This is a genomic window from Frigoribacterium sp. PhB118 (genome assembly GCF_003751725.1).
Taxonomy (GTDB): Bacteria; Actinomycetota; Actinomycetes; order Actinomycetales; family Microbacteriaceae; genus Frigoribacterium.
This window is the reverse complement of record NZ_RKID01000006.1, coordinates 1-19,248: the sequence shown is the minus strand read 5'-3', so window position 1 is coordinate 19,248 and position 19,248 is coordinate 1. Positions and strand designations below refer to the sequence as shown.

Here is a 19,248-nt window from a genome sequence, read left to right as displayed (position 1 = left end):
GGTCGGATCGTGAGTCTCCGCGAACCCTCCGTGCGGCCCGCCGCACCCTCGCGGCCTCACGCCACCGCCGGGGGCGAGGCACTCGCCTCGCCCCCGGCGGCCTCCCGGGCCGTGTCCCGGAAGGGGCGTGGCGCCCGCGGCCTCGAGATCGCCCTGCTGGTAGGTCCCGCCCTCGTCGTGTTCCTGGCGTTCGTGGTCTTCCCGATCGTGATGGCCGCCTACTACGGCTTCTTCAGCTGGTCGGGCTTCGGCCCGCCGACCGACTTCGTCGGGTTCCGCAACTACGTCACGATCTTCCAGGACCCGACCTTCCTCGACGCGTTGCGGCACAACGCCACGATCGTCGTGCTCTCGCTCGTGCTGCAGGGCCCGGTGGCCATCGGGCTCGCGCTGTTGCTCAACCGCAAGCTGCGCGGTCAGTCGCTCATCCGCGTGCTGATCTTCGTGCCCTACGTCATCAGCGAGGTCGTCGTCGGCACGGGCTGGAGCCTCATGCTCCAGGGCAGCGGCGCCGTCAACGACCTGCTCACCAAGGTCGGCCTCGGCTCGTTCGCGACCGACTGGCTCGCCGACCCGAGCATCGCGATCTGGACCCTGCTCGTCATCATCACCTGGAAGTACGTCGGCTTCGCCGTCATCCTCTTCCTGGCCGGGCTGCAGGGCGTGCCCGAGGAGCTCAGCGAGGCCGCGGCGATCGACGGCGCGAGCTGGTGGCAGATCCAGCGCCGCATCACGCTGCCGCTGCTCGGACCGACCCTGCGCATCTGGGCGTTCCTGTCGATCATCGGCTCGCTGCAGTTGTTCGACCTCGTCTACATCATCTGGGGTCAGTACATCGCGGCCACCGCCGGCACGTCGACCATGGCGACCTACATGGTGGCCAACGGCCGCACCTCGGGCAGTTACGGCTACGGCAACGCCGTCGCGGTCGTGCTGTTCCTCATCTCGCTCGTCGTCGCCCTCGTCTACCAGCGCTTCGTGCTGCGACGCGACACGGCCGGGGCCGTCACGACCTCCGCCACCACCGCAGGAGAAGAACGATGACCGCCAGCACCCTGCCCGCCCGCCCCCGCGGCGGCACCCCCGCGCCCGCGGCGCCCCGGCCGTCGACCCGCAGGAGGCGCGGCATCGCCGACCCCGGCCGCGGCGTCGCGTACGTGGTCGCGGTGGTCGTCATCGTGGCGATGCTCGCGCCCGTCGCGTTCATCGTGATCGGCGGGTTCCGCACCAACGCGCAGATCACGACGGACCCGTCCGGGTTCCCGAGCCCGTGGCAGGTCGGCAACTACCTCGACGTCCTGACCGGCGGCACGTTCTGGCGACAGGTCGGCAACTCGCTGATCTCGGCCGGGGCGACCACGATCGGCACGGTGGCGCTCGGCCTGGCCGCCAGCTACGTCCTGGCGCGGTACCGGTTCGCCGGTCGCGGGGTGCTCTACGCGCTCTTCGCGGCGGGCCTGATGTTCCCGATGACCGTCGCGATCACGCCGCTGTACCTCGTGATCCGCGACCTGGGCCTGACGAACTCGCTGGCCGGCGTCATCCTGCCGCAGATCGCCTTCGCCCTGCCGACGACGATCATCATCCTCGTGCCGTTCCTCCGCGCGATCCCCGACGAGATCGAGGAGGCCGCGTTCATCGACGGCTGCAGCCGCCTCGGCTTCTTCTTCCGGATGGTCGTCCGGCTGTCGTTGCCCGGCGTGATCACGGTCGGCATCCTCGCCTTCATCGGCGCCTGGAACTCGTACCTGCTGCCGCTGTTCATCCTCAACGACCCGTCGACGTTCACCCTGCCGCTCGGCGTGCAGGCGTTCTCGTCGCAGTACTCGGTCGACACGGCACGGGTGCTCGCCTTCACGGCGCTCTCGATGCTGCCCGCGTTGATCTTCTTCAGCCTCTTCGAACGCCGCATCGTCGGCGGGCTCACCGGGGCGGTCAAGGGATGACCGCCACCGACACCGTCACAGACCAGGAGGCGCGAGCCGACATGACCGACACCGCTCACCGACCGCAGGCCCTCACGGTCGGCGAACCCCGCGTTTCCGACCGGGTGGCGTCGCTGCTGGCCGAGATGACCCTCGACGAGAAGCTCGCCCAGCTGGTCGGCTGGTGGGTCGACCAGGGGGCCGAGAACGTCGCCCCGATGCAGGGCGAGATGGCGACGTCGGGCGACTACGTCGAGGCGACCCGACACGGGCTCGGGCACCTGACGCGGGTCTACGGGACGCGGCCGGTGGACCCCGTCGAGCGCGCCTCCTGGTTGTGGCGCGAACAGCGCCGCCTGCGGGACGAGACCCGACTGGGCATCCCCGCGCTGGTGCACGAGGAGTGCCTGACCGGCCTCGCCGCCTGGCAGGCCGCGACGTTCCCGACGCCGCTCGCCTGGGGCGCGTCGTTCGACCCCGAGCTGGTCGAGGAGATGGCCCGGCTGATCGGCGGGTCCATGCGCGACCTCGGCGTGCACCAGGGTCTCGCGCCGGTACTCGACGTCATCCGTGACACCCGCTGGGGTCGGGTCGACGAGTGCATCGCCGAGGACCCCTACGTCGTCGGCACGATCGGCACCGCCTACGTGAAGGGGCTGCAGGCGGCCGGCGTGCACGCGACGCTCAAGCACTTCGTCGGCTACTCGACCTCGGCGGCGGGGCGCAACCACGCACCGGCGCAGGTCGGACCGCGGTTCGTCGAGGACGTGCTGTTGCCGCCCTTCGAGATGGCCGTGCTCGACGGCGGGGTGCGGTCGGTGATGAACTCGTACGCAGAGATCGACGGGGTGCCGGTCGCCGGGACGCCGTCGTACCTGACCGAGGTGCTGCGCCGCAGGTGGGGGTTCGACGGCGTGGTCGTGTCGGACTACTTCTCGGTGGCGTTCCTGCAGGTGATGCACGCCGTCGCGGCCGACCGGGGCGAGGCCGCCGCGCTGGCCCTCGAGGCCGGCATCGACGTCGAGTTGCCCACCGGTGACGCCTACCTCGCGCCCCTCGCCGAGCGGGTGCGCGCCGGAGACGTGGACGAGGCGCTGGTCGACCGGGCGGTGATCCGCGTGCTCGCCGAGAAGGAGGAGCTCGGGCTGCTCGACGAGACGTTCGAGACGCCGCCGCCGACCGCGATCGACCTCGACTCGGCCGAGCACCGGGCCGTCGCGCGGCGGCTGGCCGACGAGTCGGTCGTCGTGCTGACGAACGACGGCGTGCTCCCGCTCGTGCGGGGGTCGGCGGGTGCCACCGGTGGTGCCGACGTCGCGGGGACCGGCCCGGCGTCGGTCGCGGTGGTCGGCCCGAACGGCGACAGCGCCGAGGCCCTCATGGGCTGCTACTCGTTCGTCAACCACGTGCTGGCGCACCACCCCGGCGTGCCGCTCGGCATCGACCTGCCGACCGTCGCCGCCTCCCTCCGCATCGAGCTGCCCTCCGCCGACGTCGTCGTCGAGGCCGGCTGCGACGTCGAGGGCGACGACCGGTCACGCATCGCCGCGGCGGTCGAGGCCGCCCGGGGCGCTGCGGTCGCGGTCGTCGTGGTCGGCGACCGGGCCGGCCTGTTCGGCCGGGGCACCGTCGGCGAGGGCAACGACGTCGAGAGCCTCGAGCTGCCCGGGGTGCAGCGCGAGCTCGTCGAGGCCGTCGTCGCCACCGGCACGCCGACCGTCATGGTCGTGCTCTCGGGCCGGCCGTACGCCATCGGGTGGGCGGTGTCGGGTGCGGGGGCGCCCGCCGCCGTCGTCCAGGCGTTCTTCCCGGGGGAGGAGGGCGGGGCCGCCGTCGCCGGCGTCCTGACCGGCAGCGTCGAGCCGTCCGGGCACCTGCCCGTGTCGTTGCCGCGGTCGGCCGGCGCGCAGCCGTTCTCGTACCTGCACCCGGTGCTCGGCGGGCCGTCCGAGGTGACGAGCGCCGACAGCACGCCCGTGCTGCCGTTCGGGCACGGGCTGTCGTACACCTCGTGGCGACGCTCCGACCTGGTCGTCGACTCGGCCGAGGTGCCGGCGGGTGGCTCGTTCGTCGCCTCGGTGACGGTCGCCAACACGGGCGACCGCCCCGGCACCGACCTCGTGCAGCTCTACGCGCACGACGTCGTCGGCTCGGTCACCCGGCCCGTCGCGCAGCTGCTCGGCTACGCGCGCGTCGCGCTCGGACCCGGTGAGGAGGCGCGGGTCGTCTTCCGCGTCCCCACCGCCCGTCTGGCGCTGACCGACCGGCAGCACCGACGGGTCGTCGAGCCCGGGGACGTCGAGCTCTGGGTCGGCGGCTCGTGCGCCGAGCGCGAGGCCGAGGCGACGGTGCGGCTGACGGGCGACGTGTACCCCGTGACGATCGCCGACGAGCGGATCGTGGGCGTCGAGATCGGGACGCGCGCCGGGCGCTGACCCGCGCCTCCTCGGGTCGCCGACCCGCGCCTCCTGCGCCCCGAACCCCGTTCACGAAGATGAACCCCGTTTTCTCGTGGTTCGTCTTCGTGAACGGGGTTCGTCGCGTCGCAGGAGGCGCGGCGCGGGACGGCAGGAGGCGCGGCGCGGCCACCACGGTCAGGGCGCAGTAAGGCGACATGTGTAGCCTTACGGCGAGTCGCGCACGGTCGCGCGACCACTGGCCCGGCGCCGCGTCGGGCCTCACCGAACGAGAGAACCGGAGCCCGTCCCATGGAGCGTTTCACCGACAAGGTCGTCCTCATCACCGGCGGAGGGTCGGGCCTCGGCCGGGCCACCGCCGTCCGCGTCGCGAGCGAGGGCGCGAAGCTCGCCCTCGTCGACGTCTCGGAGAAGGGCCTCGCCGACTCGCAGGCCGCCGTGCTCGAGGCCGTCCCCGGGGCCGAGGTGCTGACCGTCGTCGCCGACGTGTCGAGCGAGGACGACGTCGCGCGCTACGTGTCGGCGACGGTCGAGCGCTTCGGGCGCATCGACGCGTTCTTCAACAACGCCGGCATCGAGGGCAAGCAGAACCTCACCGAGCGGTTCGGCGCCGACGAGTTCGACAAGGTCGTCTCGATCAACCTGCGCGGGGTGTTCCTCGGCCTCGAGAAGGTGCTCGGCGTCATGCGTTCGCAGGGCGACGGCGGTGCCGTGGTCAACACCGCGAGCGTCGGCGGCATCCGCGGCGTCGGCAACCAGTCGGGCTACGCCGCGGCCAAGCACGGCGTCGTCGGCCTGACCCGCAACTCGGCCGTCGAGTACGGCGAGTTCGGCATCCGCGTCAACGCGATCGCCCCCGGCGCCATCTGGACGCCCATGGTCGAGGCCTCGATGCGCCAGATCGACGCCGAGAACCCCGAGAAGGCCGCCGAGCAGTTCATCCAGATCAACCCGACCAAGCGCTACGGCAAGGCCGACGAGATCGCCTCGGTCGTCGCCTTCCTGCTGTCGGACGACGCCACCTACGTCAACGCGGCCGTCGTGCCCATCGACGGCGGGCAGTCCGCGAAGTACTGAGGCACGCGCGGGGGCGTCCCGAGTCCCGGCCCGCGCCTCCGCCGGTCGCCGACCCGCGCCTCCTGCCGCCTCGCACCCGGTTCCGAACCATGCACCCCGTTGCTTCTGGGTGCATCGTTCGGAACCGGGTTCGTCGTCGCGCCGCGGGCCGGCAGGGAGGCCACCGGGCCGACGCGGAGCGCCAGGGCAGGAGGCGCGGCGTGCGTCAGCGGACTCGGCGCCGCGCTCGTCAGCGCAGGACGACGATCATCCGCTTCGAGACGCTGGCCGACACGTTGCCCGACCCGGCGTACGACGCGGACAAGACGTACGTGCCCCCGCGGGTGAAGGTCCCCACCGGCACGGTGACGCGTCCTGCTCCGTCGGCCGAGACGGTGGCGGTGCCGACGGTCCTGCCGCCCGAGGTCACGGTCACGGTGCCGGTGGGGCGGGGGACGCCGGGGGCCGACACCGTGACCGTGACCGTCGCCGCCTTGTTCTTGGTGATCGCCGTCGTCCCGCGGGTCAGCGCGCTGGACGAGGAGGCCTTGTCGACGGTCACTCCGACGACCGCCGAGTCCGAGCCGGACTGCGTCGTCGTGGCAGGGACGAAGGAGGCGCGCAGCTGGTGGGTGCCCGCCGCGGTCGTCCCCGGCAGGGTCACCGTGGCGCGCCCGTCGGACCCGACCTTCGTGCTGCCGACGACGGCCGTGCCGTCCCGGAGCGTCACCGTCCCGCTCGGGGCCGAGCCGTCCGACGCGACGACCTGGGTGGTCGTCGTGATCGGGGTGCTCGAGCCGTGGGTCTGGCGGGTGCGGTCGACGCTCAGGCGACTGGTCGTCGTCGCGGGTGCGGTCGCGGGCGCCGGGGCCGACAGGGTCGGGGCCGGAGCGGAGGCGGGCACCTTGGCGGACCCCCCGGCGAGGCTCACGTCGAGGACCGCTCCGCCCGACGGGGTCATCGAGCGGACCGACACCGTGAACCCGCCGTTCGCGCTGGTGAACGACTCGCCCGCGTCGAGGTGCGTGTCGCGACGGCTGGGGTCGCGCCCGGCGTCGAGGCCGACCGCCAGGGCGGCGGTCGACACCGTGCTGCCCGCGAGGGTGAGGGGTCGGAGCACCCGGACGCTGCCGGTCGTCTTGTCGCTGGTGAGCGCGCAGCGCGTGAAGCCCGATCCGACGAGGGCGCAGGACGGAGAACGTCCGCCGAACTCCGGGCTGGTGGCGTCCGTCCCGGTCGCGGTGCGGTACTCGACGTAGTAGTCCTGACCGCTGACCGGGTCGACCACCTTGACGGCGCGGCCCTTCGCGGCGCCGTCGAGCGAGGCGACGGTGACCTGGCGGGTCGTGCCCGCCCCGCTGAGCGTGGTGACGTCGGTCAGGTAACCGGCGCGGACCCGCTGGACGGACGACAGGTGGGGGCGGGACGACGAGACCGAGTAGCCCATGATGTCGAGGAAGTCCCCGTACTCCAGCACGGGGCAGGAGGCGGGGGAGTCGGTCGACGTGGCGTACCGGTAGTCGCTCGCGGCCCCGTCGAACGACGTCGTGCTGCGGCACATGCCGGCACCGGCGTGGCCGAAGCCGAGGTTGTGGCCGAACTCGTGCAGCAGCACGGGGACGCCCAGCGTGTTGCCCGCTCCGTACGAGCTGAAGACCTCGCCGCCGTCGCCGCCGACCGTGCCGAACGCGGTCGCCGTCGTCCCACAGGTCTCGCGGCTCAGGACGATCAGGTGCTCGTTCGTGCCGGCCCACGCGTACCGGGCGAACCGTCCGCCGAAGGCCGAGGTGTGGACCGTGTTGAGCACCGTGGCGGGGACGCACGACGCCTGGTCGAGCGACCGGGTCTCGATGCCGGCGAGCGTCACGTTCACGGTGTGGCCCGACTCCGCCCACCAGTAGTCGTGCAGCTGCGTCACGGCGGCGCGGATCGAGGCGTCGTCGGGAGGCGTGGGGGAGTCGTCCGAGGTCGCGGCCGTCGCCGCCGCGACGCTGACGTACACCGGGTGGTCCGTCACCCCGGTCGTCGGCGACACGTCGTCGTCGGTCTGGGCCCTCAGCAGGGGCGCCGCGGGCACCGTCATCATGTCGCCGGAGAGGTCGGCCGAGACGCCCGACGTGGCCGTCGAGGCGGCGGCCGTCGTGGTGGGGACGGTGGCGACCGGGGCGGGCGAGGGGGTCGCGGCCTGGGCGGGGGCGGTCACCAGGACGGTGAACAGCAGGGCCGCGGCGGCGGCGGTCGCCGCGAAGCGGCGGGTCGGGAACGAGGGCATGGCGGACTCCAGGGATCTCGGAGGCGCGGACCGTCACCGAGGGACGTACGGCTCCGTCGGACGTCGGGGAACGACGGAGGTCCTGCCGCCTCGGCGGACGTCGGGGAACGCCGAGGCAGCAGGGCTCGCCGGCGGACGTCGGGGAACGCCGGAGAGGTGACGGCAACGCGCCGTCGGTGGGGGTTCATACCCACGAATGGAACTCAACCACCCTCGCCCGGTCGCCCGAACCCCCCGAACGAGTGCGTGGGGACCCCCAGAACAGGACCGTTCGGGATCTCGGCGGCCGCGCCTCCTGCCTGAGCGTCAGCCCTGACGGGCCACCGGTGGGGGTATATCGTCCGGGTATCGTTCGACCCCGTTCCACCCTCGAGAAGGAGAACACCATGAGCAGCACGTCAGCACCCGGCACCTTCGGCTTCGGCACCGGCCTCGACGGCATGTGGCAGGCCATGGAGCAGCTCCGCTCGACCTTCGACCGCCGCGAGGGCACCCGTGCCCCGCGGGGCGAGGTGCGGGCCGCGATCCTCGCGCTGCTGGCCGAACGCCCCATGCACGGCTACCAGATCATCCGCGAGATCGACGAGCGCAGCGGCGGCGACTGGAAGCCCAGCGCCGGGTCCGTGTACCCGACCCTGCAGTTGCTCTCCGACGAGGGGCTCGTCGCCGCGGAGGAGACCGACGGCCGCAAGGTCTACTCGCTCACCGAGGCCGGTCGCGCCGCCGCCGGGGTCGACCCGTCGGCTCCGTGGGAGCCCGAGCGCTCCGCCACCGGCGACCGGTTCCGCGCCCTGCCCAAGGCCGGCGTCGAGCTGGCCCGCGCCACGGCGCAGGTCGGCCGGACGGGCTCGCCCGAGCAGGTCGACGAGGCGGTGGCGGTGCTCGACGAGGCCCGTCGTCGCATCTACTCGATCCTCGCCCGAGACTGACGAGGGTGGCGTCGACCGACCCCTCCGCGTCCAGTCCTCCGGTGCGTGACCGGGCCGGTCGCGCGCGCTACCGTCGCATCCTGCGGTTCGCGTCGCGGCACCTCGCCGTCACCTGGTGGTTCGAACTCGTCCTGCCCCGCTTCGGCCTGCGGCGGCTCGCGGAGCGCACGCGTGCCCGACGCATGCGGCGCTTCGCCCGGGGCTTCCATGCTCTGGCCCTCGACCTCGGCGGTCTGATGATCAAGGTCGGCCAGTATCTGTCGTCCCGCCTCGACGTGCTGCCGCCCGAGATCACCAAAGAGCTCGAGGGGTTGCAGGACGAGGTCACGCCCGTGCCCTTCTCGGGCATCCGCGCCCTGGCCGAGGCCGAGCTGGGCCGACCCCTCGGGCAGGTCTTCGCCACCGTCGCCGAGTCGCCCATCGCCGCCGCCTCGCTCGGCCAGGCGCACCGGGCGACGCTCGGGCCCGTCGACGCCGCTGACACGGGCCTCACAGACGTCGTGCTCAAGGTGCAGCGGCCCGGCATCGACGCCGTGGTCGACGTCGACCTCGCCGCACTCCGCCGCGTCGGCGGCTGGCTCAGCCACGTCCGGCTGGTGTCGGACCGGGTCGACGCCCCCGCCCTCGTCGAGGAGTTCGCGCGCACCAGCCTCGAAGAGATCGACTACCTCAACGAGGCCGCCAACTCGGCCCGCTTCGCCGCCGACTTCGCCGACGACGAGAGGGTGAGCGTGCCCGACGTCGTGTGGGAGCGCACCACGCGTCGCGTCCTCGTGCTGGACGACGTCTCGGCCATCAAGATCACCGACGTCGACGCGCTGGCCGCCGCCGGCATCGACCCCGCCGAGGTCGCCCCCGTCTTCGCCGCGGTGATGTTCGACCAGCTCTTCACCCACGGGTTCTTCCACGCCGACCCGCATCCCGGCAACATCTTCGTCACGCCCGTGCCCGACGCGGTCGACGGGCAGCGACCGTGGAAGCTCACCTTCATCGACTTCGGCATGATGGGCGAGGTGCCGACGGGCACCCGGACGGGCTTGCGCAAGCTGCTGATCGCGGCGGCCTCGCGTGACGGTTCGGGCATGGTGAACGCCATGCGCGACCTCGGCGTCCTTCTGCCGAGCGCCGACACGCTCGGGCTCGAGCGGGCCGTGACCGCCACCTTCGCCCGGTTCGGCGGCATGGGGTTCGCCGAACTCCGGCAGGTCGACCCGCGGGAGTACCGCGAGTTCGCCGGGCAGTTCGGCGACCTCATCCGGTCGCTGCCGTTCCAGCTGCCCGAGGACTTCCTGCTCGTGCTGCGGGCGATGACGCTGACCTCGGGGGTCGCCAGCGCGCTCGACCCGGCGTTCAACCTGTGGGACTCGGTCGAGCCCTACGCGGCCCAGCTGATCCGCGACGAACGCGGCAACGCGGTGCAGGACGTCACGCGCCGCACCCTCGACGCCGCCACGGTGGCCGTGCGTCTGCCCGGCCGACTCGACCACCTCGTCACGCGCCTCGAGGACGGCACGCTCGAGGTGGGCAGCCCCCGGATCGAGCGCCAGTTGACCCGCATCGAGCGGACCGCCCGGCGGGTGGTCTCGGCCGTGCTCTTCGCCGCCCTGCTGATCGCCGGGGCCGTCCTGCGCAGCGGGGACGACGTGGTCGGCACGGTGCTCATGGCCACCTCGGCGGTGCCCCTGCTGCACGCGCTGCTGGCCGGCCGCGGACGCTGACGTCCGGCCGGTACGCCCCGGCGGGGTACAGGGGGTTCCCCCTGACTGGGGACACGACGCCCCTTACCGAGTCGACGATCCCTCGGTACCGTCGCCCCATCGGCACCGTGCCGAGACGTCAGAGCCCCCTCCCGACAGGCACCACGGGGGCCTCGGCGCCCCCCACCCGAAGGACTCCCCGACATGTCCCGATCGCTCCGCCGCGCCCGCTGGACCCGCCGTGCCCGCTGGGCCGCCGTGCCCGTCGCCGTCATCGCCTCCGGCGCCATCATCTCGACGGCGTCGTACTCGGCCTTCTCGGCCACCACCTCGAACCCGACGAGCAACTGGTCGACCGGCACCGTGCAGCTCACGGACGACGATTCCGACGTCGCCCTGTTCTCGGCCTCGGGCCTGATGCCCGGTGACACCGGCACGAGGTGCATCACGGTCACCTCGACGGGCAGCCTGCCCTCGTCGGTCCGGCTCTACGGCACGGCGGCGACCACGACCAACTCGCTCTCGTCCTTCCTCGACCTGACGATCCAACAGGGATCGGGCGCCTCCAGCGCCTCGTGTGACGGCTTCACCCCGGCGAGCCAGGGTGCGCAGGTCTTCTCGGGCACCCTCGCGGACTTCGCGAGCCAGCGGACCGGCTACGCGACCGGCGCCCCGACCTGGTCACCGGACGGGACGGCCGCCGAGTCCCGCTCGTTCAAGTTCACGTACGCGCTCAGCCAGTCGACGCCGAACACCGGTCAGGACTCGCGCGCGGCGATCGCCTTCACCTGGGAGGCCCAGACCCGCTGACGCGGGAGACGACGTCCGAGCCGGAACACGCCGACATGACGACCCTCGCGGCCCCCGCCGCCACCACCCCGCAGGTCCGCTCCGACCTGTCGTTCTGGGGTGCGCTGTGCCTGGCGACGATCGCGCGGGTCGTCCTGACGACGACCGTGTGCCTCCTGCTCTGGGCGGCCGTCCCGGCCCTCTGGGGCTGGTCGCCCACGACCGTGGTCACGGGGTCGATGTCGCCCGCGATCACCGCCGGGGACGTGGTCGTGGCGATGCCCGTCGACACCGCCGACCTCGACGCGGGGCAGGTGCTGCTCGTCGACGATCCGGACCGGGCCGGGGAGCTGCGGCTGCACCGTCTGGTCGACACGACCGACGACGGGTCGTTGCGACTCAAGGGCGACGCGAACGCCGAGGTCGACTCGAGCCCCGTCGCCGCCGAGGCCGTGCACGGCGTCGGGGTCCTGCTCGTGCCGTCCATCGGGTCGCCGATGCTCTGGCACGGCGGCGACCGCGTCGTGGGCGTGCTCATCGTGTCCCTCGTCGTGCTGCTCCTGCTCGCGGCGACGCGGCTCGAGCCGACCAGCGAGAACGTCGTCGACCCCCTCGCCCCGTCCCGTCACCGCGCGCCCACGCAGCCGTCGGGGCGGTCGCGCGCGGCCCGGGTCTCGGGCGTCGCCCTCACCGTGGTGGCCGGGGTGGCCGTGCTCTTCCTCGTCGTCGGCTCGAGCCACGCGGCGTTCTCGGCCACGACCTCGACCTCGACCGTGCTCGCCACCTCGCGGTTCGCCTGCCTCGACCGCCCGGTCGCGGCGCAGGCGCGATTCGCCTACCAGTTCAACGACGGGGTCGGCACGACCGCGCGCGACAGCAGCGGCAACGGACGACCGGGCACCCTCACCCCCGGGGCCACGATCACGGGCGGCACGTGCGCCCCCGGTGACGGCCCGTTCCTGAGGCTCGACGGCGTGGACGGTCAGGTCACGACGGGGCTGAACATCGACGGCCCCCAGGTCTTCACCGTCGAGACCTGGTTCCGCACGACCACGACGACGGGCGGCAAGCTGATCGGCTTCGGGAACAGCCAGGCGGGCGCGTCGGGACAGTACGACCGTCACCTCTACCTGACCGACCGGGGCACGCTGATCTTCGGCGTCTACAGCGGCGGGTACTTCACCCTGCAGAGCCCGTCGACGTACACCGACGGTGCGTGGCACCTCGCGACGGCGACCCTGGACTTCTCGGGCATGACGCTCTACGTGGACGGCGCACCGGTCGGGTCGTCGTCCCAGGCGGCGGCCGAGAACGCCCGAGGCTACTGGCGCATCGGCTACGACGCGGTGAACGCGCCCTGGCCCTCGCCGCCGACCAGCAAGCACTTCCGGGGCGACCTCGACGACACGACGGTCCTCGACGTCGCCTCGACGGCGGCCGAGGTGAGAGCGCGGTACGCGGCCGGCCGGTGAACGTCGACCGGCGGCCGTCGACCGGCGTCCGGCGTCCGGGGACCCGGGCCCGGGGATCCGGGCCCGGGGATCCGGGACCGGGGCCTCGGTCAGGAGGCGCGGGTCGGTCGAGCGAGGCGCCTCCGGTGGACCCGCCGGTCAGGACCGGGCGAGGCGGCGGCGTCGGATGGCGGTGACGGTGACGAGGGCGGCACCGAGGAGCAGGACCAGGCCGGCGCCGATCACCGGCAGCGTGGTGTCCGCACCCGTGTAGGCGAGGTCGCCGCGGGGGCCGGTGCCGTTCCGGTCGGAGACGGGGACGGCCGGGGTCGACGGCGTGGTCGTCCCGGGAGGCGTGGTCGTCCCGGGAGGCGTGGTCGCGCCGGGGGGAGTCACGGTGCCGGGAGGGGTGCCGCCGTCGCCCGGGGGCGGCGTGACGACGTCGGCCGGGGTGACCGTGATCGTGTAGTCCGCGGTGTCGGGCGGCGTCGTGCCGTTGTCGGCCGTGATGGTGACGGTGGTGTCGCCGGGGGTGGTCGGGGTGCCCGAGATCTCGCCGGTGGTGCCGTTCAGCGTGAGGCCGGCCGGCAGGGTGCCGGTGGTGACGGTGAAGGTCGGGGCCGGGGCACCGGTCGCCGTGACGGTGAACGAGTACGGGGTGCCCTCGGTCGCGGCCGTCGGACTGCCCGACGTGATGGTCGGTGCGACGGTCTCGGACGGCGTGCCGACCGTGGGGCAGGCCGCGGGCACGGTGAGGGTGTTGGTGTCGAGCGTCACGGCGCCGGTGCGGGCGAGGAGCCGTCCGACGACGGTCGCACCCGTCGTCGCGGTGATGGACTCCTGCGCGAGGATGGTCCCGCGGAAGTCCGCGTCGGCGAGGAGGGTGGCCGAGCTGCCGACCTGCCAGAAGACGTTGCACGCGCTGGCGCCCTGGGAGAAGGTCATGGTCGTGTTCGCGCCGATGGTCAGGGTGCTGGCGGCCTGGATGACCCAGACCGACCGATCGGAGCCGGCGAACGCGAGGCTGCCGTTCTCGGTGAGCTGCACCGCGTCCCCCGAGTAGACGCCGGGCGACAGCGACCGACCGGCCAGGTCGACGACGTTGCTCTCCTGCGGGGTGAGGGCTGCGGCCACGTCGTAGGCCGAGGTGAGGTCCTGCTGCGCGAGCCGCGCGGGTTCGTCGGCCACGTGCTGCACGCCCCCGACGATCACGCCGGGGCCACCGGCGTCGAACCCGGTGACCGAGGAGCCGGGGCTGAGGCCGACGTCGCCGTTCACCACGCTGGGGCCGGTGTTGGTGACCGTCGAGGAGGCGAGCACGGCGTAGCTGCGGGCCGACCCGAGGTCGACGGGGCCGTCGATGACGTTCGCGGCGCTCGCGGGGAGGGCCGAGGCCACCGTGAGGGCGGCGGCGACGCCGAGGACGAGCCCCGAGCGGGCGAGGAGGGAAGGGGACGTCGAACGGGGCATGGCGCCACCTGACTGGGAAGAGGAGGCACCTGGACACACGTGATCGGTTCGTGCGGGCGTTCCCCGTTACCTGAGGTATACGCGGGTCTCCCTGAGAACTCAATCCTTGACGCGTCATCCGGCGACGCGACCGACGCAGCGGCACCGTGTACCCCGGACTGGGCGTCGACTCGTGCGCCGCGCGGTCCGTAACGTCGATGCGTGATCCACGAGACCCACCCCGAGTCGTCGGACGCCCCGACGGCCACGACGACCACCCCCGCCACCCCGTTCGGAGCCCCGTCCGCCGCCGTCGAGCGACGCATCGCCATCGTCGAGGCGGCCATGCGCGTCTTCACCGAGCACGCCTTCCACGAGGCGTCGTTCGAGTTGGTCGCCCGAGCCGCCGATCTGCCCGTCAAGACCGTGAGCGACGAGTTCACCCACTGGAACGGCCTGGTCCTGGCGACCGTCGACCTCTGGGTCGGCCGCCGCACCCGGCCGCTGCTCCCCCTCGCCCGGACGCACGGCACGATCGCCCTGCTGCGCGCGATCGTCGCCGCGAACGCCGCCGAACCCGCGTTGATGCGCTTGCTGAGTGCCACCGTCAACGTCGCGGCGACCCCCGGCCACCCGCTGGCGCCGCTGTTGCACGACCAGTGGCAGCAGTTCTACCGGTTGATCCACAGCTCGCTCGCGCAGGACGTCGAGCTCGGGCGCGAGCCCGACACGATGCAGCCGGCCAGGGGTGCAGAGCAGTTGATCGCCCTCTACGAGGGACTGCAGCTGCAGTCCATGGTCCGACGTGACATGGACGTCGTGGAGTCGTTCGACCGGGCGATCACGCGCCTGCGCGCCGGGTGGGGCTCCGTCTACGTGCCGCCCTCCTGGGACCTCGAGCTGGTCTGAGCCGTCCCTCGCCGACGGGTCGTCGAGGCGATCGGGGTACATCTGAGACAGGCTCATGGACAATCCGGCGTCGTCGGCGTAGAAAAGACGGCACATCGCGTCTCACCAGCGCGATGAGGGGCACGACCCCGACGCCGGGACCCACCACCCCGGTGAGACGCGACCGAAGAAGGTACGCCGTGGATCAGACGGCCGAGACGACGACGAGGCGACCCGCCCCGCTCCGTCTCGTGCGCCTCCTCGGCTTCTCGGGTCTCGCCGCAATCGGCATGGTCGGTCTCGGACTCGTCTTCTCGTCCCCGTCGGCCTCGGCCGACGAGGCCTCGTCGTCCCTCCTCGGCGGCGTCACCTCGGCCGTCGGCCAGGTCGCCGGATCGCTCGACGCCCCCGTGGCCGCCGTCGGTCAGACCGCAGGAGGCGCAGTGTCGCAGGTCACGGGCGTCGCCGTCCAGGCCACGGCCGTCGCACCCCCGGTGCAGCAGGTCGTGCAGGCCGCGGCCCCCGTGGTGCCCCAGGTCGTGCAGCAGGTCGCGGCCGCCGCACCGGTCTCGTCGGTCGTCGCGCCCGTCGCGCAGACCGTGGACCAGGTCGTCGCGGCCGTCCCCGTGGTGCCTGCCGTCACCGGCCCGGCACCCGTCTCGACCGTGACCGATCCGCTGACCGGCGTCGTCGACGAGGGTCTGACCGCCGTCGGCGACTCGGCCGCGGCCCCCGCCGCCCCCGTGGTCCCGCCGGTCGTGCCCGGGGGCGTCACGCCCCGACCGGGCGTCACGGTCCCCGCGGGTGACGCGCCCGCCGGGGCGGACGCGGACGTCGACGGAACCGACGGCCTCGGAGTCGTCGCCGTCGACGAGCTCGCCGTCGCCGCGGTGGCCGACGCGTCCGACGTGTCCGGCACGACCGCATCGACCGACGCGGTCGGCATCCTGCGGGCGCAGATCGCCTCGGGTCCGTCCTCGTCCGCCGACACGACCAGCGCACCCCTGGCGCCCACCCCCGGCCCCGCACCGCTTCCTGCCGGGGACGACCACGGCACGCCCGCCCTGCCCTCGGGCACCGGCGGAAGCGCGAACGGTCAGGCCTCGGGCGGCGGAGCGGCCGGCGGTGCCGTCGCGCTCGACGCGACCCGCGCCTCCCTGCTTCCCGGACTCGCCGTCTCGGCCGGGTCCGCGGACGGCGACGACGACCTCCCGTCGACGCCTGCGTACGACACCGACTCTTCCCCCGACTGAGGCCGGTCGCGTCGCCCCTGCAGCCTCCCGGCTGCCGACGACATCAGCGACCCCGCCGCGACTCCGCGGCACCACACACCTCATCTCTTGGAGAAGACCATGAACACGTACGTCTCGAGAGGGCTCATGGGAGCGCTCTTCATCGGGGGCATCTGGGCCCTCGGAACCACCGCCGCGAACGCGGCGACCACCACCGGCGACGACGGGCTGCTCTCGGGCACCCAGGTCGGCGCCGTCGTCGAGGCTCCGGTCTCGGCGCTCGGCAACGCGGTCAGCGTCCTCGGCGACTCGAGCAGCACCGCGCCGGCCCCTGCGGCGCCTGCCGCCCCTGCCGCTCCGGCTGCGGCACCCGCCGCCCCGGCCGCGGCACCCGCCGCACCCGCCGCGCCCGCCGCGCCCGTCACGACGACGAGCGGCGACTCGGGCGTGCTCTCGGGCAGCCAGGGCATCGTCTCGATCGACGTGCCGGTCAGCGTCGGTGGCAACGCGGTCTCGGTGCTGGGCGACTCGGCCGGCACGGCCGCTCCCGTCCAGGCCGCGGCCCCCGCGGCACCGGCACCGGCGGCCCCTGCCGCCACGTCGGGCGACGACGCGATCGGCTCGGGCACCCAGGCCCTCGTCGACGTGACCCTGCCGGTCACGGTCGGTGGCAACGCGATCTCGGTGCTGGGCGACTCGTCGAGCACCGGCACCACGACCGGCACCCCCGCAGGAGGCGCGACCGGCGCCGTTCCCACCGGCTCGGCCACCGGCACCACCAGTGGCGACGACGGCATCCTCGGGGGCACGCAGATCGTGCCGTCGGTGGGGCTGCCCGTGACCGTGGGCGGCAACGCCGTCTCGGTCATCGGCGACAGCAGCAGCACCGACTCGACGACGGCTCCGGCCGCCGGTTCCGGCACCGGCACCACCGGAACCGGCACGGGTCCGACCACGGGTGGCGCCGCCACCAGCGGTGACGACTCCGTCGCCGGGGGCACGCAGGTGATCCCGACGGTGACCACCCCGGTCGCGATCGGTGGCAACGCGATCTCGGTGATCGGCGACAGCAGCAGCACGGGCACCACGACGGGCACCGGCACCACCGGTACCGGTTCGGGTTCGACCGGTGGCACCACCAGCGGTGACGACGGCATCCTCGGGGGCACGCAGGTCGTGCCGTCGGTGGGGCTGCCCGTGACCGCGGGCGGCAACGCCGTCTCGGTGGTCGGCGGCAGCAGCAGCACGGGCACCACGACGGGCACCGGCACCACGGGCACCGGTTCGGGTTCGACCGGTGGCACCACGAGCGGTGACGACGGCATCCTCGGGGGCACGCAGGTCGTGCCGTCGGTGGGGCTGCCCGTGACCGTGGGCGGCAACGCCGTCTCGGTCATCGGCGACAGCAGCAGCACGGGCACCACGACGGGCACCGGCACCACCGGCACCGGTACGGGCGCCACCGGTGGCACCACGAGTGGTGACGAGGGCATCCTCGGGGGCACGCAGGTCCTGCCGTCGGTGGGGCTGCCCGTGACCGTGGGCGGCAACGCCGTCTCGGTGATCGGCGACAGCAGCAGCAGCAGCGGCACCACGACGGGCACCGGCACCACCGGCGCCGGTACGGGTTCGACCGGCGGCACCACGAGTGGTGACGACGGCATCCTCGGGGGCACGCAGATCGTGCCGTCGGTGGGGCTGCCCGTGACCGTGGGCGGCAATGCCGTCTCGGTGATCGGCGACAGCGACACCACGGAGGGGACGACCGGCACCACGCCGACCACGCCGACCACGCCGACCACGCCGACCACGCCGACCACGCCCACCACGCCGACCACGCCGACCGACCCGACGATCCCCGTCGACCCGGCCGAGCCGTTCGAGCCGACCGACCCGACCGACCCGACGACGCCCGCCACCCCGGGTGACGGCGGCACCACCACGCCCGGCACGGACGACACCAACGGCGTCGACGGCACGACCGGCACCGTGCTCGTGACCGCCGCGGCGGCCGACCGCAGCGTCCTCGCCTCAGGGACCAGCGCCTCCTCGGCCCTCGCCGCCGACTCGTCGCTGGCCTTCACCGGCGGTGACGCGACGGCCCCGCTCCTGGGCGGACTGCTGGCGCTGCTCGCCGGGCTCGGCCTGCTCGTGGCGGCCCGCCGCCGGACGGCCCGCGCCTGACGGTCACCTCCGTCGCTCGCTCCTGAGCGACTCCACACCGACGGTGCACCGCAGACCTGGTTCAGGGGCCTGCGGTGCATCGCCGCGTCCGGAATCGCCGGACGCCCTCGTGCGTTGCACGACACATGACGTCCGCACCCACCATCGGCATCCTCGGCGCGGGCAAGGTCGGCACCGTCCTCGCCCGCCTCGTCCACGCCGCCGGCCACCCCGTCCTCCTCTCCGGCTCGGGGGACCCTGCCCGCATCCGCCTCATCGTCGACGTGATCGCCCCCGGGGCCCGCGCGGTCTGGTCGGCCGACGCGGCACGGGAGGCCGACATCGTCGTCCTGGCCCTGCCGCTCGGCAAGCTCGACTCGGTGCCGGTGGACGCCCTGGCGGGCAAGGTCGTCGTCGACGCCATGAACTACTGGTGGGAGACCGACGGCCTGCGCGACGACCTCTCGGACGTCCGGACCTCGACGAGCGAGCTCGTCCAGCAGCACCTGCCCGCGTCACGCGTCGTGAAGGGCTTCAACCACATGGGGTACCACGACCTCGACGAGGGAGCACTGCCCGCCGGTCATCCCGAGCGGAGCGCGATCGCCCTGGCATCGGACGACCGAGAGGCACTCGACGTCGTCGCGGACCTCGTGGACGCCATCGGCTTCGACCCCGTCGCCCTGCCCACCCTGGCCGACGGCATCGCCCTCGAGCCGGGGTCGCTGGCCTTCGGAGCGGACGTCGGCGCGTCCGAACTCCGCGAGACGGTCCGCGACTTCTGGAGCTCGCAACGCGGGCTCGCGGTGGCCCGCGCGCGACGTTCCCCGGGTCCGGTCGCCGGTGCCGACGCGGGGCTGGAGGTCACGGCCGGGTAACGAAGTAGATGCGTTCCAATCCTTTTCGGGCCCGGTGGCGAACCCAGTACATCCCCACCGGGACCAACTGACAAGGAGCTTCACCATGAACGCTTTCACTCG

General features: G+C 73.4%; 14 protein-coding genes. 12 read left to right on the top strand and 2 right to left on the bottom strand.

From position 1 onward, the window contains the following. The first annotated feature begins 9 nt into the window (after positions 1 to 9). The 4 genes from EDF21_RS15025 to EDF21_RS15010 all read left to right on the top strand — a co-directional run bounded on the left by EDF21_RS15025 (position 10) and on the right by EDF21_RS15010 (position 5,419). Positions 10 to 1,044: a carbohydrate ABC transporter permease gene (locus tag EDF21_RS15025; protein ID WP_056047131.1), complete on the top strand. Its 1,035-nt coding sequence runs from the start codon at positions 10 to 12 to the stop codon at positions 1,042 to 1,044. Then, complete coding sequence (locus EDF21_RS15020) at positions 1,041 to 1,946, top strand: carbohydrate ABC transporter permease (protein WP_056047129.1); 906 nt, start codon at positions 1,041 to 1,043, stop codon at positions 1,944 to 1,946. Before EDF21_RS15025 ends, EDF21_RS15020 begins: the two co-directional genes overlap by 4 nt. Before the next feature lie 41 nt (positions 1,947 to 1,987). Beyond that, positions 1,988 to 4,360, top strand: a complete 2,373-nt coding sequence (locus tag EDF21_RS15015) for a beta-glucosidase (RefSeq protein ID WP_123572001.1) — start codon at positions 1,988 to 1,990, stop codon at positions 4,358 to 4,360. Between the two features lie 273 nt (positions 4,361 to 4,633). Then, positions 4,634 to 5,419: an SDR family oxidoreductase gene (locus EDF21_RS15010; protein ID WP_123571910.1), complete on the top strand. Its 786-nt coding sequence runs from the start codon at positions 4,634 to 4,636 to the stop codon at positions 5,417 to 5,419. A 229-nt stretch (positions 5,420 to 5,648) separates the two neighbouring features. On the opposite strand, the gene EDF21_RS15005 is transcribed toward EDF21_RS15010, so the two are convergent. Next, positions 5,649 to 7,670 (bottom strand): Ig-like domain repeat protein, encoded by a 2,022-nt coding sequence (locus tag EDF21_RS15005; RefSeq protein ID WP_123571909.1) that lies wholly within the window; start codon positions 7,668 to 7,670, stop codon positions 5,649 to 5,651. Positions 7,671 to 8,056: 386 nt separating this feature from the next. On the opposite strand from EDF21_RS15005, the gene EDF21_RS15000 reads away from it, so the two are divergent. The 4 genes from EDF21_RS15000 to EDF21_RS14985 all read left to right on the top strand — a co-directional run bounded on the left by EDF21_RS15000 (position 8,057) and on the right by EDF21_RS14985 (position 12,557). Then, a complete protein-coding gene (locus EDF21_RS15000; protein WP_056047119.1) occupies positions 8,057 to 8,599 on the top strand; it encodes a PadR family transcriptional regulator in 543 nt (180 codons plus the stop codon). Positions 8,600 to 8,640: 41 nt separating this feature from the next. After that, on the top strand, positions 8,641 to 10,317 hold the full coding sequence (locus EDF21_RS14995; protein WP_233568534.1) for an AarF/ABC1/UbiB kinase family protein: 1,677 nt from the start codon (positions 8,641 to 8,643) through the stop codon (positions 10,315 to 10,317). Between the two features lie 183 nt (positions 10,318 to 10,500). Next, positions 10,501 to 11,106: a hypothetical protein gene (locus EDF21_RS14990; RefSeq protein ID WP_056047117.1), complete on the top strand. Its 606-nt coding sequence runs from the start codon at positions 10,501 to 10,503 to the stop codon at positions 11,104 to 11,106. Between the two features lie 35 nt (positions 11,107 to 11,141). Next, positions 11,142 to 12,557, top strand: coding sequence for a LamG-like jellyroll fold domain-containing protein (locus tag EDF21_RS14985; protein WP_123571907.1), 1,416 nt, complete (start codon positions 11,142 to 11,144; stop codon positions 12,555 to 12,557). Positions 12,558 to 12,695: 138 nt separating this feature from the next. Here the strand turns inward: EDF21_RS14985 and EDF21_RS14980 are convergent, their stop codons facing one another. Continuing rightward, positions 12,696 to 14,006: an ice-binding family protein gene (locus tag EDF21_RS14980; RefSeq protein ID WP_123571906.1), complete on the bottom strand. Its 1,311-nt coding sequence runs from the start codon at positions 14,004 to 14,006 to the stop codon at positions 12,696 to 12,698. 201 nt (positions 14,007 to 14,207) lie between these two features. On the opposite strand from EDF21_RS14980, the gene EDF21_RS14975 reads away from it, so the two are divergent. From EDF21_RS14975 to EDF21_RS14960, 4 genes are all read left to right on the top strand, one after another. Then, complete coding sequence (locus EDF21_RS14975) at positions 14,208 to 14,894, top strand: TetR/AcrR family transcriptional regulator (RefSeq protein ID WP_056047111.1); 687 nt, start codon at positions 14,208 to 14,210, stop codon at positions 14,892 to 14,894. Between the two features lie 179 nt (positions 14,895 to 15,073). Continuing rightward, the gene (locus tag EDF21_RS16785; RefSeq protein WP_158612936.1) at positions 15,074 to 16,126 is read left to right on the top strand and encodes a hypothetical protein; all 1,053 of its coding nucleotides are present in this window, start codon (positions 15,074 to 15,076) and stop codon (positions 16,124 to 16,126) included. A 99-nt stretch (positions 16,127 to 16,225) separates the two neighbouring features. Continuing rightward, positions 16,226 to 18,289, top strand: a complete 2,064-nt coding sequence (locus EDF21_RS14965) for a chaplin family protein (protein WP_123571999.1) — start codon at positions 16,226 to 16,228, stop codon at positions 18,287 to 18,289. Positions 18,290 to 18,363: 74 nt separating this feature from the next. Beyond that, positions 18,364 to 19,146: an NADPH-dependent F420 reductase gene (locus EDF21_RS14960; RefSeq protein ID WP_123571905.1), complete on the top strand. Its 783-nt coding sequence runs from the start codon at positions 18,364 to 18,366 to the stop codon at positions 19,144 to 19,146. The last annotated feature ends 102 nt before the right edge of the window (positions 19,147 to 19,248 follow it).

Excerpts from the sequence above, each read along its gene's own strand:
- EDF21_RS15020 (WP_056047129.1), top strand. The coding sequence starts at position 1,041 with ATGACCGCCAGCACCCTGCCCGCCCGCCCCCGCGGCGGCACCCCCGCG.
- EDF21_RS15015 (WP_123572001.1), top strand. The coding sequence starts at position 1,988 with ATGACCGACACCGCTCACCGACCGCAGGCCCTCACGGTCGGCGAACCC.
- EDF21_RS15010 (WP_123571910.1), top strand. The coding sequence starts at position 4,634 with ATGGAGCGTTTCACCGACAAGGTCGTCCTCATCACCGGCGGAGGGTCG.
- EDF21_RS15005 (WP_123571909.1), bottom strand. The coding sequence starts at position 7,670 with ATGCCCTCGTTCCCGACCCGCCGCTTCGCGGCGACCGCCGCCGCCGCG.
- EDF21_RS15000 (WP_056047119.1), top strand. The coding sequence starts at position 8,057 with ATGAGCAGCACGTCAGCACCCGGCACCTTCGGCTTCGGCACCGGCCTC.
- EDF21_RS14990 (WP_056047117.1), top strand. The coding sequence starts at position 10,501 with ATGTCCCGATCGCTCCGCCGCGCCCGCTGGACCCGCCGTGCCCGCTGG.
- EDF21_RS14985 (WP_123571907.1), top strand. The coding sequence starts at position 11,142 with ATGACGACCCTCGCGGCCCCCGCCGCCACCACCCCGCAGGTCCGCTCC.
- EDF21_RS14980 (WP_123571906.1), bottom strand. The coding sequence starts at position 14,006 with ATGCCCCGTTCGACGTCCCCTTCCCTCCTCGCCCGCTCGGGGCTCGTC.
- EDF21_RS14965 (WP_123571999.1), top strand. The coding sequence starts at position 16,226 with ATGAACACGTACGTCTCGAGAGGGCTCATGGGAGCGCTCTTCATCGGG.